The sequence below is a fragment of the Labrenzia sp. VG12 genome (genome assembly GCF_002237595.1).
In the GTDB taxonomy this organism is placed as follows: domain Bacteria; phylum Pseudomonadota; class Alphaproteobacteria; order Rhizobiales; family Stappiaceae; genus Roseibium.
The window spans coordinates 3,440,698-3,455,255 of the sequence record NZ_CP022529.1 but is presented as its reverse complement, the minus strand read 5'-3'; the positions used below and the strand labels follow the sequence as shown (position 1 = coordinate 3,455,255).

At 60.5% G+C, this 14,558-nt stretch carries 15 protein-coding genes; all 15 read left to right on the top strand.

Translation table 11 applies throughout. The features are described 5' to 3' along the window. Positions 1–175: 175 nt before the first annotated feature. Positions 176–700 carry a crossover junction endodeoxyribonuclease RuvC gene (gene ruvC, locus CHH27_RS15910; RefSeq protein WP_094072460.1) on the top strand — a complete coding sequence of 175 codons (525 nt, stop codon included), beginning with the start codon at positions 176–178 and terminating at the stop codon, positions 698–700. Continuing rightward, positions 697–1,314, top strand: a complete 618-nt coding sequence (gene ruvA / locus CHH27_RS15905) for a Holliday junction branch migration protein RuvA (protein WP_094072459.1) — start codon at positions 697–699, stop codon at positions 1,312–1,314. The genes ruvC and ruvA overlap by 4 nt, the downstream gene beginning before the upstream one ends. Next, positions 1,311–1,556 (top strand): endonuclease, encoded by a 246-nt coding sequence (locus tag CHH27_RS15900; RefSeq protein ID WP_094072458.1) that lies wholly within the window; start codon positions 1,311–1,313, stop codon positions 1,554–1,556. Before ruvA ends, CHH27_RS15900 begins: the two co-directional genes overlap by 4 nt. Further along, on the top strand, positions 1,546–2,586 hold the full coding sequence (ruvB, locus tag CHH27_RS15895; protein ID WP_094072457.1) for a Holliday junction branch migration DNA helicase RuvB: 1,041 nt from the start codon (positions 1,546–1,548) through the stop codon (positions 2,584–2,586). Before CHH27_RS15900 ends, ruvB begins: the two co-directional genes overlap by 11 nt. Positions 2,587–2,701: 115 nt before the next feature. After that, positions 2,702–4,810 (top strand): methyl-accepting chemotaxis protein, encoded by a 2,109-nt coding sequence (locus tag CHH27_RS15890; RefSeq protein WP_208988246.1) that lies wholly within the window; start codon positions 2,702–2,704, stop codon positions 4,808–4,810. Between the two features lie 81 nt (positions 4,811–4,891). After that, a complete protein-coding gene (gene ybgC, locus CHH27_RS15885) occupies positions 4,892–5,359 on the top strand; it encodes a tol-pal system-associated acyl-CoA thioesterase (RefSeq protein WP_198338233.1) in 468 nt (155 codons plus the stop codon). Between the two features lie 263 nt (positions 5,360–5,622). Continuing rightward, positions 5,623–6,330: a protein TolQ gene (tolQ, locus tag CHH27_RS15880; RefSeq protein WP_094072454.1), complete on the top strand. Its 708-nt coding sequence runs from the start codon at positions 5,623–5,625 to the stop codon at positions 6,328–6,330. Positions 6,331–6,333: 3 nt separating this feature from the next. Then, positions 6,334–6,783 carry a protein TolR gene (gene tolR, locus CHH27_RS15875; protein ID WP_094072453.1) on the top strand — a complete coding sequence of 150 codons (450 nt, stop codon included), beginning with the start codon at positions 6,334–6,336 and terminating at the stop codon, positions 6,781–6,783. Between the two features lie 6 nt (positions 6,784–6,789). After that, positions 6,790–7,749 (top strand): TonB C-terminal domain-containing protein, encoded by a 960-nt coding sequence (locus CHH27_RS15870; protein WP_094072452.1) that lies wholly within the window; start codon positions 6,790–6,792, stop codon positions 7,747–7,749. A gap of 43 nt (positions 7,750–7,792) precedes the next feature. After that, positions 7,793–9,142, top strand: coding sequence for a Tol-Pal system beta propeller repeat protein TolB (gene tolB, locus CHH27_RS15865; RefSeq protein ID WP_094072451.1), 1,350 nt, complete (start codon positions 7,793–7,795; stop codon positions 9,140–9,142). A 160-nt stretch (positions 9,143–9,302) separates the two neighbouring features. Beyond that, complete coding sequence (pal, locus tag CHH27_RS15860) at positions 9,303–9,788, top strand: peptidoglycan-associated lipoprotein Pal (protein WP_094072450.1); 486 nt, start codon at positions 9,303–9,305, stop codon at positions 9,786–9,788. Between the two features lie 232 nt (positions 9,789–10,020). Next, complete coding sequence (gene ybgF / locus CHH27_RS15855; protein WP_094072449.1) at positions 10,021–10,965, top strand: tol-pal system protein YbgF; 945 nt, start codon at positions 10,021–10,023, stop codon at positions 10,963–10,965. Further along, positions 10,949–11,461: a tRNA lysidine(34) synthetase TilS gene (gene tilS / locus CHH27_RS28530; protein WP_157738955.1), complete on the top strand. Its 513-nt coding sequence runs from the start codon at positions 10,949–10,951 to the stop codon at positions 11,459–11,461. Before ybgF ends, tilS begins: the two co-directional genes overlap by 17 nt. Positions 11,462–11,466: 5 nt before the next feature. After that, positions 11,467–12,321, top strand: a complete 855-nt coding sequence (locus CHH27_RS15845) for an ATP-binding protein (RefSeq protein ID WP_157738954.1) — start codon at positions 11,467–11,469, stop codon at positions 12,319–12,321. Positions 12,322–12,493: 172 nt separating this feature from the next. Beyond that, positions 12,494–14,410: an ATP-dependent zinc metalloprotease FtsH gene (gene ftsH, locus CHH27_RS15840; protein WP_094072446.1), complete on the top strand. Its 1,917-nt coding sequence runs from the start codon at positions 12,494–12,496 to the stop codon at positions 14,408–14,410. Positions 14,411–14,558 lie beyond the last annotated feature (148 nt).

The window sequence follows — 14,558 nt, the reverse complement described above, 5'->3', positions numbered from 1 at the left end:
GGCCTTCACAAAAAAGAGATGGAAACATCGACATCGCCTGGATGCGAAATGGAATAGGTCCAAAGATGAATAGGCGTGTTTGCCCTGCCTTCGAGGTGGGTTTTGGACAGGCTTTCCCGTGGTACGGTGTGCTTTGGCTGGCGTCAACGGGCAAGTTTTGTTACCGATTTGTTCTATGACACATGCGATTCGATTGCTGGGCATTGACCCTGGACTGCGCCGGACCGGCTGGGGCATGATTGAGGCAGCCGGCAACCGGCTGTCCTTCATTGCATCCGGCACTGTGACCTCAAACAACAAGAAGAGCCTGGCAGAGCGGCTGGTGGAGTTGCATGACGGGCTTACCGATGTCGTGCGGCGCTATGAGCCGGCGGAAGCTGCCGTCGAGCACACATTCGTCAACAAGGATGCCGGGGCGACGCTGAAACTGGGCCAGGCGCGCGGTATTGCGTTGCTGGTGCCGTCTCTGGCAGGTCTGGATGTTGCCGAATATGCGCCGAACCTGGTCAAGAAGACAGTGGTCGGGACCGGCCACGCCGAAAAGGAACAGATCCGGGCCATGGTGAAGGTCCTGATGCCACGTGCGACCTTCAACACGGACGATGCGGCCGATGCCCTGGCCATTGCGATCTGCCATGCACAGCACCGGGCGAGCGGGGCTGCGCGCCTGGCTGCCCATGTTGCCAGGGGGGCCGCATGATCGGGAAACTGAAAGGCACCGTCGACAGCTATGGCGAGGACCATGTCATCCTCGACGTGCATGGCGTCGGCTACCAGGTGCATTGCCCGTCCAGGATTCTGCAAGGCCTGCCGCGAGCGGGCGAGGCAGCCGTTCTGTTCATCGAGACGATTGTGCGCGAGGACATGATCCGGCTTTACGGTTTTTCTGCCGAAGCCGAGCGGGAGTGGTTCCGGATCCTGATGACCGTCCAGGGTGTCGGCGCCAAGGTGGCGCTCGGCATTCTCGGCATTCTGAAAGCAAGCGAAGTGGCCAATGCCATTGCGCTTGGCGACAAGGCGGTGATCACGCGGGCGCCGGGGGTCGGCAAGAGGGTGGCAGAACGCATCGTCGCCGAACTGAAGGACAAGGCGCCGGCCCTTGCCACCGTCGACCAGGGCACCATCGCCGTGTCGCAAAATGTCGCCGACAATGTTGCCGCCCGGCCGGTTGCCGAAGCGGTATCAGCCCTGACGAACCTTGGATATGCCCAGGCGCAGGCCAGTGCCGCCGTTGCAAAGGCAATGCAATCTGCCGGTGACGAGGCGACGACGGAGACGCTGATCCGCCTGGGTTTGAAGGAACTGGCCGGATGATCGCCCTGACCTATGCCATTATTGCGATCGTGTTTGTCGTCCTGGGCATCGGTGGCATCATGTATCTGGACCAGCGCTTTTCAAAAGCGGTCGGTGACAGGCCTTTTGTTCTGAAAGGGCGCCGGATCGAAACCGACGATCCATATGTCCGTCGCCAGTTCAACAAGTTCTACGCTCTGCGCGTGGCCTATTCGCTAGGTCTCCTGGTGCTTTTGTTTGTGGTCGTAAGCCATGTCGGATGACAGCCGTATCGTGACGCCGGAAATTCGCGGCGATGAGATCGACAGCACAATGCGCCCGCAGGCGCTGGACGACTTTGTCGGTCAGGCCCAGGCGCGCGCCAACCTGAAAGTGTTCATCGGGGCTGCCAAGGCACGCGGCGAAGCGCTCGATCATGTGCTGTTTGTCGGCCCTCCTGGCCTCGGCAAGACGACACTTGCCCAGATCATGGCACGCGAACTCGGTGTGAATTTCCGGGCAACGTCTGGTCCGGTCATCGCCAAGGCTGGCGACCTGGCAGCCTTGCTGACGAACCTGGAAGAACGGGACGTCCTGTTCATCGACGAAATCCACCGGCTCAATCCGGCGGTCGAAGAAGTGCTCTACCCGGCGATGGAGGACTTCCAGCTCGATCTGATCATCGGTGAAGGTCCGGCGGCGCGCTCGGTGAAGATCGACCTGGCGAAGTTTACCCTGGTGGCGGCCACCACACGGCTGGGACTGCTGACGACACCCTTGCGGGACCGGTTCGGCATACCGGTGCGCCTGCAGTTCTACACGGTCCCGGAACTGGAGCACATCGTCAAGCGCGGTGCCTCGATTCTCGGGATCGGCATGGCGGAGGACGGGGCCCGTGAAATCGCCAAGCGGTCCCGGGGCACTCCGCGGATTGCCGGACGGCTTCTCAGGCGCGTGCGCGATTTTGCCGTCTTCGACGGCGCTGAGCGCGTCGACCGGGCGCTCGCCGACAAGGCGCTTTTGCAGCTGGAAGTCGACGGCGCGGGTCTCGACAGTCTCGACCGACGCTATCTCAACCAGATTGCCGTCAATTTCGGTGGCGGTCCCGTCGGCATCGAGACCATCGCGGCCGCGCTCTCCGAGCCCAGGGATGCCATCGAGGAAATCGTCGAACCCTATCTGATCCAGAACGGGTTCCTCCAGCGCACGCCGCGCGGGCGAATCCTGACCCCGATGGCTTTTGAACATCTCGGACTGGCCGTGCCGGCCCGTCCGGATGCGCCGCAAATGGGCCTGTTTTCAGATCCCGACTAGGTTTCCGTAGCGAAAATAAAGTCTCACCTCGTAAAAACTGCTCATGGCGCTTGGCGGATTAAGCTTTTGTTGGCGAATCCAGCCGTATTGTCCCGTTAACTATGCGGGGGAAACCATGCGGAAGCGGCTTTCATCTAAACTGGCACTCATGTTTCTGGCTGGTGCACTGACCATGTGCGTCGCCATTGTCACCGTGACATCCATCATTTCTCGAGACGTTGCCAACGGACAGGCGGATGCCGGTCTGCAGAGTGCGACCAGTGCAAAGCAGAAAGTGCTGGAACTGTCGCTTGGACAGGTCAAGGACAGCGCAGCGTTTTTCGTGACCCTGGAAGGGGCGAAAGACAGTCTGATGAAGACCATGGTCGGCTGGAAGAACCTGAAGGAAGGCCAGACCGGGCTCCTGCGCAAGATCTTCGTCGATGACAATCCGAACCCGGAAGCGCGCCACCTCTTGGTCGAGCCTGCGGAATCCAACTACTACGTGAACAATCACAAGGTCGTTCACCCGATCTACGAGGACCTGATCGGGCAGGGCCTTTTCTCCGATGCGGCGCTGACCAATCCGGAAGGGTTCATCACTTACACCTACCGCAAGGGGCCGGAGTTTGGCTACCATGTGGACGATGCGCAGATTGCGGGGCATCCCGTCCAGATCGCGATGGGCAAGCTCCATGCTGCTGCAAAGGCCGAAACCCTCGCGGGCGGGCAGATCTACTCGTCTGGCTTTGTCACGGCCGAAGACGGGTCCGTCACGGCGGTGCTGGCAGCACCGGTGTTTTATCTTGACCGGTTCTTCGGCGCGGTTGCCTTCACGGTCGATATGCAGCATCTGGCCTCGCTCCTCAATGAAAAGACCGGGCTTGGCGAAAGCGAGCTGGTGTTCCTGTCCGATTCTGTTGGCAAGCTGGTTCAGTTGGGAGCGGATGGCCAGGCAGCGGCCGTTCATTCCATCTCTGACATCCGCGTGGACGATCGCCTTCTCAGCCTGGAGGACGGTGTCTATCGTTTTGCCGAGGCCAGCAATACCTTCATTGACGCGCCCTTCGGTGTGGTCGCTGCGGTGAAACAGACCGAACTGTCGGCTGCGGCTGACCGGATCACCTTCGGCGCCGTCATTTCCGGGTTTCTTTGCCTCGTGCCGATCGTTGGTCTGATCTGGTGGGTGACACGGCGCATGTTCGCGCCGATGGAGCGCTTGTCGGATGCGGCGCGCAAGATCGCCGACGGTGACCTGGAAGTTGCGGTTGAAGCGACAGAGCGGTCTGACGAAATCGGCCGCATGGCGCGCTGCATCGAGGTCTTCAAGGACAACTCCGTTGAACGTGAGCGGCTGGCTTCGGAACGCAAGGTCGGGCACATCGCCCGCGAGAAGCGCGAAAAGCTGATCGACTCGTTGATTGCTGAGTTCCGGGCTGAATCCCAGGCAGTGCTGGAGTTGGTGGAAACCAATATCGCGCGGGTTGAGGATGTCTCCTCAGCGCTGAACGAGCGGTCGGCCTCCGCGTCCGACCAGGGGCAGACGGCGGTTTCCACGTCGGAAAACGCCTCGTCCAACGTCCAGGCGGTCGCCTCGGCGACGGAAGAACTCAACGCGTCGATTTCGGAAATATCCCGACAGGTCGAAACCACGGCTTCGATCGTGTCCCAGACCACGACGGCAGCGCAGAGCTCAAATTCCAAGATCTCCGGTCTTGCGGAAGCCGCCAACAAGATCGGCGACGTTGTCTCGCTGATCTCCGAAATTGCCGAACAGACCAACCTTCTGGCCCTGAACGCAACCATCGAAGCTGCCCGTGCCGGCGATGCCGGCAAGGGCTTTGCGGTTGTTGCCTCCGAGGTGAAATCGCTGGCCGGGCAGACCGCAAAAGCGACCGAAGAAATCTCGACGCAGATTGCCGCGATCCAGGCATCCACCACCGAAGCGGTGGAAGAAATTGCACGGGTTTCGGAATCCGTCGAGGAGGTCAACTCCTATACAACGACCATTTCCGATGCCGTTCAGCAGCAGGGCGCAGCCACGAGCGAGATTTCACGCAACGTGGCAGAGGCCGCGGATGGCACACGCAGCGTGGCCAACACGGTGGCCTCGCTCAACGAAGGTGTCGCGGAAAACTCCCAGGCGGTTGGTGACATGCTGACAGCGACGCTGGAGATGAAGCAGCAGGCGGAACACCTGCGCGCGTCGGTCGAGAAATTCCTGTCCGAGGTTGCAGCAGCGTAGTCGCCACCATAGGTAAGACGCAGTTGGGCCGTCCGGTCGGGTGACCGGGCGGCCGTTTCTTTTGAAAAGATGAGGTTTGCCGTGTCCGACTGGCCCGATCTCTCCGGCCGCCTGGAAGAAGGTGGTCATGTTCTTCCCGTCCGGGTCTATTATGAAGACACCGATTTCACGGGCATTGTCTATCACGGTGCTTATGTGCGGTTTTTTGAAAGGGCCCGGTCCGATTTTCTGCGCCTGATGGGCATTCACCACGCGGATATGGCGTCAGGTGCACATGGCGCCAGCCTGGCCTTTGCGGTGCGCTCCATGACGCTGGACTTCCAGAAGCCGGCGCGGATTGACGATGTCCTGGAAGTTCACACCAGTCTTGCGGAATACAAGGGCGCGCGAATCCGGCTCGATCAGCTGATCCATCGCGGCGATGAACTTCTGGTATCGGCCGCGGTCACGGTTGCCGTGATCACCGGGGAAGGTCGACCGACCCGGTTACCGCAGATCCTGTCCGAGCGCCTTCAGAACCACGCGCCTTCGGAAAACATCGACAATTGAACTGCTTGGCCGAACCTGGGTACGGACATGTGCCTCAGGAACGGAAAATAGTTTCAATACACTTTACTGCGTTAATCTTGCAGTAACCTTAATTGATTCCTTTAAGGGGGGACGTTCTTTGACCAGAAAGTCCCAGTTTTGACAAATTCAAACGTCAGAGAGGCGACTGGTCATGAGAACCGGTCGAAGGATTCCGGTTCCTCGCTGTCGTTTCGCAACCTTGAACGCAACCAGCGACAGCCGACCCAGGGGTCATTGAAATAATGGAAACACTTGTCGAATCGACATTGGCAGCGCCGGAAGGCGGCATTTCGTTTTTCGCGCTGTTCTGGCAGGCGCATCTCGTCGTTCAGCTCGTCATGATCGGCCTCCTGGCCGCATCGGTCTGGTGCTGGGCGATTATTGTCGACAAAGTCATGCTGATTGGCCGCACACGGCGGCAGATGAACCGGTTTGAAACCGTGTTCTGGTCCGGCCAGTCGCTCGAAGAGCTTTACAACACGCTTCATAACCGCGTGAACCATTCCATGGCGGCGCTGTTCGTGGCGGCCATGCGTGAGTGGAAACGCAGCCATGAAGGGGCGCGCCCGGCGATCGGCAGCCTGCAGCAGCGCATCGACCGGGTCATGGACGTCACCATACAGCGGGAGGCCGAGCGTCTCGAAAACCGCTTGCTCATTCTGGCGACCGTCGGCTCGGCGGCACCTTTCATCGGTCTGTTCGGCACGGTCTGGGGCATCATGACAGCCTTCCAGGCGATTGCGGCTTCCGAAAGCACGAACCTTGCCGTTGTCGCTCCGGGTATCGCCGAAGCCCTGTTCGCGACGGCCCTTGGCCTGCTGGCGGCCATCCCGGCGGTGATTGCCTACAACAAGTTCAACAACGACGTCGGCAAGGCCGTGGCCCGCATGGAAGGGTTCGCGGACGAGTTTTCGGCGATCCTGTCCCGCCAGATCGACGAGAGGGGCTGAGCCATGGCCATGCAGGTCGGGTCCGGACAGTCAGGCGGGCGCCGCGGGCGGCGTCGGCGGCGGCATGCGCCGATGAGCGAGATCAACGTGACGCCGTTTGTCGACGTCATGCTGGTGCTCCTGATCATCTTCATGGTGGCTGCACCGCTGCTGACCGTTGGCGTGCCGATCGACCTGCCCGAAACACGCGCCAAGGCGCTGGAAGGCGATACGGAACCGATCACGATTTCGGTGAACTCCAGCGGAGAAATCTTCATTCAGGACACTCCGATCACGATCGAGGAAATCGTGCCGAAACTCGAGGCGATTGCCGAGAACGGCTACGATGAGCGCATCTATGTGCGCGGCGATCAGGATGCGGATTACGGCACCATGATGCGTCTCATGGGCCGGATAAGCGCGGCCGGGTTCAAAAGGCTCGGTCTGGTCACTCTGGAAGAACGGGACTCGTAACGCGTCATGCGCGCTGGTCTCATCGCGTCTTTGGCCGGTCATTCGGCAATTCTGGTCTGGGGCTTGATCGCCTTTCCGAACGCGGAGAGCTTTACCGTGCCGCAAGTGGAATCCCTGCCGGTCGACCTGATCCCGGTGGAGGAGTTCACGCAGCTGAGGCTCGGCGAAAGAACCGCAGAGATCCGCGATGTGGCAGCCGTTCAGCCGAGCGACACCCCTGACGAAGAGCCGCCCCAGCCTGCGGACAAGCCGGGCGACAGTCAGGTGGAACAGCCAACGCCGCCAACACCTGCGCCCGCACCAACGCCGGCGCCTGCTCCCGAGCCAGCCCCTGTTGCCGAGCCGGAGCCTGAACCTGAACCTGCGCCCGCGCCGGAACCCGTACCGGCGGCTGAGCCGGCTCCAGCTGCTGAGCCGGAACCGGCGCCGGAACCAGAACCCCAGCAGGAAGCGGCCCCGGCGCCGCAACCGATCGTCACGAGCGTGGCGCCGCGGTCGAAACCGACGCTGCCACGCCGTTCGCCCGAGCCGCCGCGGGATGACTTCAACAGCAACGATATTGCTGCGCTCTTGAACAAGACCGAACCTGCACGCCAGTCCGGCAACGCGTCCGATCAACCGGCCTCGCTCGGATCACGTTCCGGGGCGCAGAATATCCGCATGACCCAGTCTGAGCTCGATGCTCTGCGGGGCCAGGTCTCCCAATGCTGGAACCCGCCGGTAGGTGCGGTCGGAGCTGAGGAACTCAAGGTGCGCGTGCGGTTCAACCTGTCTCAGGGCGGGGAAGTCGTCGGCGCGCCGGAGATCCTGAATTCAAGCGGCAATCCGGCCTTCCGGGCGGCCGCAAGCAGCGCAACGCGTGCCATCATGCGCTGTCAGCCATATTCTCTGCCAATTTCCAAGTATGAAGCTTGGCAGGAAGTGATAATTAATTTTGACCCGAGAGAGATGATTATCGGGGGATAGTTCGGACAGACCGGACAATGTCGATGAGGGAGCTGTATTGCTCATGCGTGGAATACTGAAACACATTTCTGTTCTCGCAGGCCGGAAGGTCCTGGGGGCCGCCATAGTTGCCGCAGCTCTTGTTGCCATCGGGCCGCGCCCGGCAGCTGCCCTTGTTGAAATCGACATCACGCAGGGCAACATCGAACCCCTGCCGATTGCCTTGCCGTCCTTTTCCGCTGAGGGGGGAGACAGCAAGCTGGCCAGTGACATGACCAATGTCATCGCGGCTGACCTGAAACGTTCCGGGCTGTTCAGGCCGCTCGATCCGGCAAGTTTCATTCAAAAGAACATGAGTGTGAATTCCACGCCGCGATTTGGTGACTGGCGTCAGATCAGTGCCCAGGCGCTGGTGACCGGTACGGTGATCAAGCAGCCGGACGGGCGTCTGCGCGCAGAGTTCCGCCTGTGGGATGTATTTGCAGCCGAGCAGATGCTCGGTCAGCAGTTCTACACCACGCCGGAAAACTGGCGCCGGCTGGCGCATATCATTGCCGACGCGATCTATGAACGGCTGACCGGTGAAAAGGGCTATTTCGACACCCGCATCGTTTTTGTCGACGAGACCGGCCCCAAGGACAAACGCGTCAAGCGCCTGGCCATCATGGACCAGGATGGTGCCAATACCCGGTATCTGACACGGGGCGACGATCTGGTGCTGACGCCACGCTTCTCGCCGACCAGTCAGGAAATCACCTACATGTCCTATGGCGGCGCCGATCCGAGCGTCTACCTGCTTAATATCGAGACCGGCCAGCGGGAAATTGTCGGCAACTTCCCGGGAATGACCTTCGCGCCACGGTTCTCGCCGGACGGCCAGAGCGTCATCATGAGCCTGCAGCAGGGCGGCAATGCGAATATCTTCAAGATGGATCTGCGCTCGCGTCGCACGACGCGGCTGACCAACACGGCGGCGATCGATACCAGCCCGTCCTATTCGCCCGACGGAAGCCGGATCGTGTTTGAAAGCGATCGTGGCGGTACGCAGCAGCTTTACGTCATGGGGGCAAATGGCGGGCAGGCGCAGCGGATTTCGTTCGGTCCGGGACGGTATTCGACGCCGGTTTGGTCGCCGCGCGGCGACCTGATTGCCTTTACCAAGCAGCATCAGGGCCGCTTCATGATCGGTGTCATGCGTCCGGATGGCAAGGGTGAGCGCATCCTGACCGAGGGCTACCACAACGAGGGACCTGCCTGGTCGCCGAACGGACGTGTCCTGGTGTTTTTCCGCGACACGCCAGGTGCAACCGGCGGACCGCAGGTCTGGACCGTTGATCTGACGGGTTACAACGAACAGCGTCTGGAAACACCGGCCTTTGCGTCGGACCCGTCCTGGTCGCCTTTGATTGACTAGAAATCTGACAAGCACGGCACGGCGTTTGGGCGTGCCGTGTTAAGCTTTCGCTAACCATCTTTGAAAAGACGTTTTTTACCGGTTTTGGCTAGAAAGCGTTTACCAAGAACCGGGTGGTCCGGAACCAGGGTTTGCGGGGCTGGGGATTATGGAGACAGGAATGTTCAAACGAGTAAATGCCGCGGCTGGCGCGCGATGGATTGCGGTCTGTTTCGCCGTGATGTTCGTGGCCGCGTGTGCCCAGACGAGGACCGACGGGCCGACGAGCAACGTGAAACCCGGCACGGGTCAGGACTTTGTCGTCAATGTGGGTGACCGCGTCTTCTTCGAGGAAGACCAGTCGGTGCTGAACGCGCAAGGTCAGACAACACTTGCGAGCCAGGCCAAATGGCTGAGCCGTTATTCGCAATACACGATCACCGTGGAAGGTCATGCCGATGAACGCGGTACGCGCCAGTACAATATTGCGCTGGGGGCGCGGCGTGCGCAGGCTGCCCGCGATTACCTGGTCTCACAAGGCGTGAATGCTTCGCGGATCCGTACCATCTCTTATGGCAAGGAGCGCCCGGTGGCGGTCTGCAACGACAACAGCTGCTGGTCACAAAACCGGCGCGCGGTTACGGTGCTGAACAACGCAACCAACTGATCGGAGCCATCCGAGGAATTTGAGGCCGGGCCATGTGCCCGGCCTTTTTGTGTCTATTTTCCATGCCGAACGGTTTGAAGGCGAAAATCTCTGCTGTTTCGCCAATCCACGCCAAAATTTAGCCGAAGTCGAAGCGCTCTGTGCACTTGAGTAGAAAACCGGTCATGATAAGACATCATGCGGAAGGATCTGCAGGCATGTCGCGAACAGATCCCCCCAACCGGAGGAGCGAATGCAACATTTCAAGGGACTGGCAGGTCTCCTACTGGCGCTGGTGATGATCGCCACCGCCACACCATCCGAAGCCCAGTTGTTTGGCCGCCGCAACGACGAGTCTGCCGTGCGGATCAGCCAGCTGGAAGAGCGGATCCGGGTGCTGACCGGCCAGATCGAGCAATTGTCTTTCCAGCTACGTGAAATGCAGGACCAGATGCGGCGCATGCAGGAAGACAACGAATACCGGTTCCAGCAGCTGGAAGGCGGTACTCCTGGGAAAAGATCCGATCTTGCGCCCGGTTCGGGCGCTCCGGGTCTTGATGCGAACGGCGTGCCGCGATCCGGCACGCTGGCGGCACCCAATGGCGGGCTTGCCACCTTGCCGGCCGATGGCTCGGGTGATGCCACCTGGGACCAGTCGGGCGGTTATGACAACAGCCTGCCAACGGACGGGCCGATCGATCTGTCGGCCCTGGCCAAGGGCCTGGAAACTGTTCCGGGCACAGGCCAGGACCTGGCGGCCGATCCGGGCCTGACGCTCGACGATGACCAGATCGCGAGCGTAATCGGCAGCGGAGATCCGCAATCTGACTACGACAGCGCGTATTCGCTTGCCGTGAACGGCGATTATGTCGGTGCGGAAGACGGCTTCCGGACCTTTCTGGAGAGTTATCCTGACGATCAGCTGGCGGCCAACGCGCAATACTGGCTGGGCGAAAGCCTTCTTGCCCAGCAGAATTATCGCGAGGCGGCCGACGCCTTTCTGAAGACCTATACGGACCATCCCGGCAATTCCAAAAGCCCGGACAGTCTGCTGAAGCTTGGCGTGTCATTGCGCGGGCTTGGCGAAGGTGAAGCCGCCTGTGCCACATTCTCCGAACTCCTGAACAAGTTTCCGAATGCCGCGCCTGCCGTTCTGTCCCAGGCAAGGGACGAACGCCGCCGTGCCCAGTGTTCCTGATGGTCCGGTTGAGCCTGAAGGGCTCCCGGATGACGTGGTTGATGCCCTCTTTTTCAATCTGAAACGATTTTCCCGTCTGGCTGTTGCCGTCTCTGGTGGTGCGGATTCTCTGTGCCTCATGACGCTGCTTGCCGAATGGAAACAACGCTCGGCCTGGTCTGGTCAGCTTGAAGTGCTTTGTGTCGATCATGGCCTGAGGCCGGAAAGTGGCGCGGAAGCTGCCTTTGTTGCCACATGTGCTGAAGAGCAGGGGCTGGACTGCGCAATCCTGCGCTGGACCGGTGTGAAACCGGACCATAATCTGCAAGAAGAAGCGCGCCTTGCCCGATATCGCCTGATGGCAGGTCACATGGCAAAATCCGGCGCCGAGGCGTTGCTTCTGGGACACCATCTCGTTGACCAGGCGGAGACCTTTCTCGATCGTCTGACCCGTGGCAGCGGGGTTGCCGGACTGAGTGCCATGGCGGCTGATGACACCAGCGGTCCGGGGGGGTGAGGTTGTTGCGACCGTTGCTGACCATCGAAAAGACGCGCCTGGAAGCCAGCCTGACGGCGCGCGGCAGGACTTGGTGCACCGATCCGTCCAATGAAGATGACCGATACAAGAGAAGCCGGCTGAGGTCTGTTCTCGCGCTGCTGGCGCAAGAGGGGCTGACAGCGGAGCGGCTGGCGCGGACCGCGGATAATATGCGCAGGGCAGGCGAAGCATTGCAGGCAACCTTGCAGGACCTTGCCGAAAAACACCTGGTGGAACATGCCGCCGGCCCGCTCAAACTGGAGCGCTCCGTCTTTCGAGCAATCCCCGAGGAGCTCCGCCTGAGGCTCATCACCTTGATGATAGCCCGCGTGACAGGAAGTTCTCCCCGCCCGCGGCTGCGCAGTCTGACCGGATTGAACCGGATGTTGTCCGGAGACCGGCCTTGCCGCCTGACGCTGGCGGGTGCCGTTTTCGAGGCAGGACCCGAGATGGTCTGTTGCTGGAAGGAAAGGGGGCGAACGCCGCCGGAAACGTTGGTCGGCCTGAAAGGCCGCGGTGTCTGGGACAAACGCTATGTCTTCTCGGTCGTCGGCGAACCGGACGAGCCAGCGGGCATCCCGCTTCAGCTCGGTCCGCTGTCGGATGCGCCCGTGTCATCAAAAGAAATTGACTGGCCGAAAGGGTGGCCGAAAGCAGCATTCGACTGTGCCCCGGTTGTCTGGTGCGGCGAGCGTGTGCTGATGCTCCATGCCCTGACCGCCCTTCTCGAGCCTGGGACCAGTCATCCGGAAGGCGGCATAACCTTGGAACGCCTGCCAATTCACGCTAAATTGCTCGGTAACTATGTCGATGATGGAGACGTGGCTGAGGAAAACTAGAGTTTTCCCGGCTTCAAAGATCTGATAGACGTCCGGGCTTAAGAAAATAGTCAGTGCATCTGCGCAACTATGGCGCACCGCCTTGGCAGCGGGCCTCGGGCGACCTATCTTCGCCCTAAGGAAAATATGACCGCGCGCTAGTAACGTCGCGTTGGGCGGTTAAGGAAACGAAATGAACGCACATTTTCGCAACTTCGCTCTTTGGGTGATCATCGCACTTTTGCTGATCGCGCTGTTCCAGCTGTTCCAAAGCCCTGCGCAGCATGGCGCTACCAATGACATTGCCTATTCGGACTTCATGAAACAGGTCGACAATGGTGAAGTCAGGGAAGTCACGATCCAGGAACAGAAGATTACCGGCAGCTATAACAGTGGCGGTGCCTTCCAGACCTATGCGCCGGACGGGGCGCAATATGTGAACGAACTGCGCGAAAAAGGCGTTCTGGTCAATGCGCGTCCGCCTGCTGAAAGTTCACCTCTGCTGAGTGCGCTGTTCTCCTGGTTGCCGATGCTGATCATCCTCGGCATCTGGATCTTCGTGATGCGCCAGATGCAGGGCTCCGGTGGCAAGGCGATGGGCTTCGGCAAGTCCAAGGCCAAGCTTCTGACCGAAGCGCATGGCCGCGTGACCTTTGAAGACGTCGCAGGTATCGACGAAGCCAAGGAAGATTTGCAGGAAATCGTTGAGTTTCTGCGTGACCCGCAGAAATTCCAGCGCCTGGGCGGCCGCATTCCGCGCGGCGTTCTGCTTGTGGGCCCTCCGGGCACCGGTAAAACGCTGACGGCGCGTGCCGTTGCCGGCGAAGCCAATGTGCCGTTCTTCACGATTTCAGGTTCCGACTTCGTTGAAATGTTTGTCGGTGTGGGTGCGTCCCGCGTCCGCGACATGTTCGAACAGGCCAAGAAAAACGCACCTTGCATCATCTTCATCGACGAAATCGATGCGGTCGGCCGTCATCGCGGCGCCGGCCTTGGCGGCGGCAATGACGAACGCGAGCAGACGCTCAACCAGCTGCTGGTGGAAATGGATGGTTTTGAGCCGAATGAAGGCATCATCATCATCGCCGCCACGAACCGTCCGGACGTGCTTGATCCGGCGCTGCTGCGTCCCGGTCGTTTCGACCGCCAGATCGTCGTTCCGAACCCGGATATCACCGGCCGTGAAAAGATCCTCAAGGTTCATATGCGCAAGGTGCCGCTGGCTCCGGATGTCGACGTCAAGACACTGGCACGCGGCACCCCGGGCTTTTCCGGCGCGGACCTGATGAACCTCGTCAACGAAGCGGCATTGCTGGCGGCTCGGCGGTCGAAGCGGCTGGTCACGATGGCCGAGTTCGAGGACGCCAAGGACAAGGTCATGATGGGTGCTGAACGCCGCACCCTGGTGATGAGCGAAGAAGAAAAGAAGCTCACCGCCTATCATGAGGCCGGTCACGCTCTGGTGGCACTCCACCAGGAGGCGTCCGATCCTATCCACAAGGCAACCATCATTCCGCGCGGCCGTGCGCTTGGCATGGTGATGCGGCTGCCGGAGAAGGACCAGGTGTCCCTGACCCGCGCGAAGTGTTACGCGGACCTTGCGGTAGCCATGGGCGGGCGCGTTGCCGAAGAAGAGATCTTCGGACACGATAAAGTCACCTCCGGCGCCTCGGGCGATATCCAGATGGCAACACGTCTCGCGCGTGCGATGGTCACGCAGTGGGGCATGTCCGAGAAACTCGGGCTGATCTCCTATGGGGAGAACCAGGAAGAGGTTTTCCTTGGTCACTCCGTGGCGCGCCAGCAGAATATCTCCGGTGTGACCCAGAAGATGATCGACGAGGAAATCAAGGCCTATGTCGACCGGGGCTACGAGACGGCGCACAGGATCCTGACGGAACACGAGGATCAACTGCACACGATCGCCAAGGGCCTGCTGGAATACGAAACGCTGTCCGGCGACGAAATCAAGGACCTCTTGAACGGCAAGCCGCCGGTGCGCGACACCGACGACGACCAGCCGATCGGACGCTCGTCAGCTGTTCCGACCGCTGGTGCCAAGCGCGGTGGCGACGAAGCCAGCGGCGGCATGGAACCGCAGCCGTCCTGATCTGCGTGACATTGAACGATCTGACAGATGCCCGGTCATGACCGGGCATCTTTCGTTCGGGAACCGTTCAGTCGTTAGTGAATAGTAACAATTGCTCACATATTTTGAATCGTGAGCGCCCGCGTTTGCGCTTAAATAGGCGCAAGAC

Bases quoted from the DNA above. Each gene is read 5' to 3' on its own strand.
- ruvC (WP_094072460.1), top strand. From the start codon at position 176: ATGACACATGCGATTCGATTGCTGGGCATTGACCCTGGACTGCGCCGG.
- ruvA (WP_094072459.1), top strand. From the start codon at position 697: ATGATCGGGAAACTGAAAGGCACCGTCGACAGCTATGGCGAGGACCAT.
- CHH27_RS15900 (WP_094072458.1), top strand. From the start codon at position 1,311: ATGATCGCCCTGACCTATGCCATTATTGCGATCGTGTTTGTCGTCCTG.
- ruvB (WP_094072457.1), top strand. From the start codon at position 1,546: ATGTCGGATGACAGCCGTATCGTGACGCCGGAAATTCGCGGCGATGAG.
- CHH27_RS15890 (WP_208988246.1), top strand. From the start codon at position 2,702: ATGCGGAAGCGGCTTTCATCTAAACTGGCACTCATGTTTCTGGCTGGT.
- tolQ (WP_094072454.1), top strand. From the start codon at position 5,623: ATGGAAACACTTGTCGAATCGACATTGGCAGCGCCGGAAGGCGGCATT.
- tolR (WP_094072453.1), top strand. From the start codon at position 6,334: ATGGCCATGCAGGTCGGGTCCGGACAGTCAGGCGGGCGCCGCGGGCGG.
- CHH27_RS15870 (WP_094072452.1), top strand. From the start codon at position 6,790: ATGCGCGCTGGTCTCATCGCGTCTTTGGCCGGTCATTCGGCAATTCTG.
- tolB (WP_094072451.1), top strand. From the start codon at position 7,793: ATGCGTGGAATACTGAAACACATTTCTGTTCTCGCAGGCCGGAAGGTC.
- pal (WP_094072450.1), top strand. From the start codon at position 9,303: ATGTTCAAACGAGTAAATGCCGCGGCTGGCGCGCGATGGATTGCGGTC.
- ybgF (WP_094072449.1), top strand. From the start codon at position 10,021: ATGCAACATTTCAAGGGACTGGCAGGTCTCCTACTGGCGCTGGTGATG.
- ftsH (WP_094072446.1), top strand. From the start codon at position 12,494: ATGAACGCACATTTTCGCAACTTCGCTCTTTGGGTGATCATCGCACTT.